General features: G+C 68.4%; 1 protein-coding gene. It reads right to left on the bottom strand.

Annotated elements, in window-relative coordinates; genetic code table 11:
• Positions 1-1,031, bottom strand: a 1,031-nt coding sequence (locus tag EPN29_14375) for a thioredoxin-disulfide reductase (GenBank protein TAN29983.1), incomplete at its 3' end; no start/stop codon positions are given.
• Positions 1,032-1,091 lie beyond the last annotated feature (60 nt).

The raw sequence follows: 1,091 nt of genomic DNA, 5'->3' as shown, positions 1-1,091 counted from the left end.
CCCTCGCGCACGACGGTCTCCCCCGGCGCGAACGTGAGCACGCGCATCCCTTCGGTCGCGCGCGCCACGACGTCGCGCGGCACCTCGGGCAGCGCGCTCTCGGCGTGCTTCAGCTCCTCGATGTAGCGCTCGGCCTGGAGGACGGCCGTGGTCGCGTCGCCGACCGCGGTGGTGATCTGCTTCGCGAGCTGCGCGCGCGTGTCGCCCGCCGCGTACACGCCGGGGATGCTCGTCCGCATGTACTGGTCGGTGAGGATGTAGTCGTTCTCGTCGTGCGCGATGTGGTCCTTGAAGAGGAAGCGACCGACAGGCTTGAAGCCGACGAAGATGAACACGCCCTCGACCGGCACGCGCTCCGAGACGTCGCCCGGTCGCTCGACGTCGATCCACTTCACCCCGGCCTCGTCGCCGCCGATCTCGCGCACGACCGCGGGAGTCACGGCGGAGACCTGGTCCATCCCGAGCAGCCGATCCTGGAGGATCGCCTGCGCGCGGTACTCGTTGCGGCGATGGACGAGGTAGAGCTTCTTCGCGAACCGGGTGAGGAACAGGCCCTCCTGGAAGGCGCTGTCGCCACCGCCGATCACCGCGAGGTCGGCGCCCTTGAAGAACGCGCCGTCGCAGACGGCGCAGTAGGAGACGCCGCGGCCGTGGAACTCGACCTCGCCGGGCACGCCGAGCTTCGTCGGCTCGCCGCCGACGGTCACGATGACCGCGTAAGCGCGATGGATCGTGCCGTCCTGGAGCTCGACGATCTTGCGGTCGCCCTCGACACGGATCTGCATCACCGGTTGGTAGGTCTCGATCCGGAGGCCGAACTTGCGCGCGTGGTCGGCCATCTTCCTCGCGAGCTCGGGGCCGGTGACGCTCTCGAAGCCGGGATAGTCCTCGATCAGCTCGGTGTTGAGGATCTCGCCGCCGGTGTCCTTCGCCTCGAACAGGACGGCGCTCATGTTGGCGCGAGCCGCGTAGAGGCCCGCGGTGAGACCGGCGGGGCCACCGCCGATGATGATGAGGTCGAAATCAGCCACGTCGGTCCTTTCTGGAGGCCTTCCTAAGGGTAGAACGCGGGAGCATTCCGTCGTATTTCG

This window comes from bacterium (assembly GCA_004299235.1).
Taxonomy (GTDB): Bacteria; Chloroflexota; Dormibacteria; order Dormibacterales; family Dormibacteraceae; genus SCQL01.
This window is presented reverse-complemented; position numbering and strand designations above follow the sequence as displayed.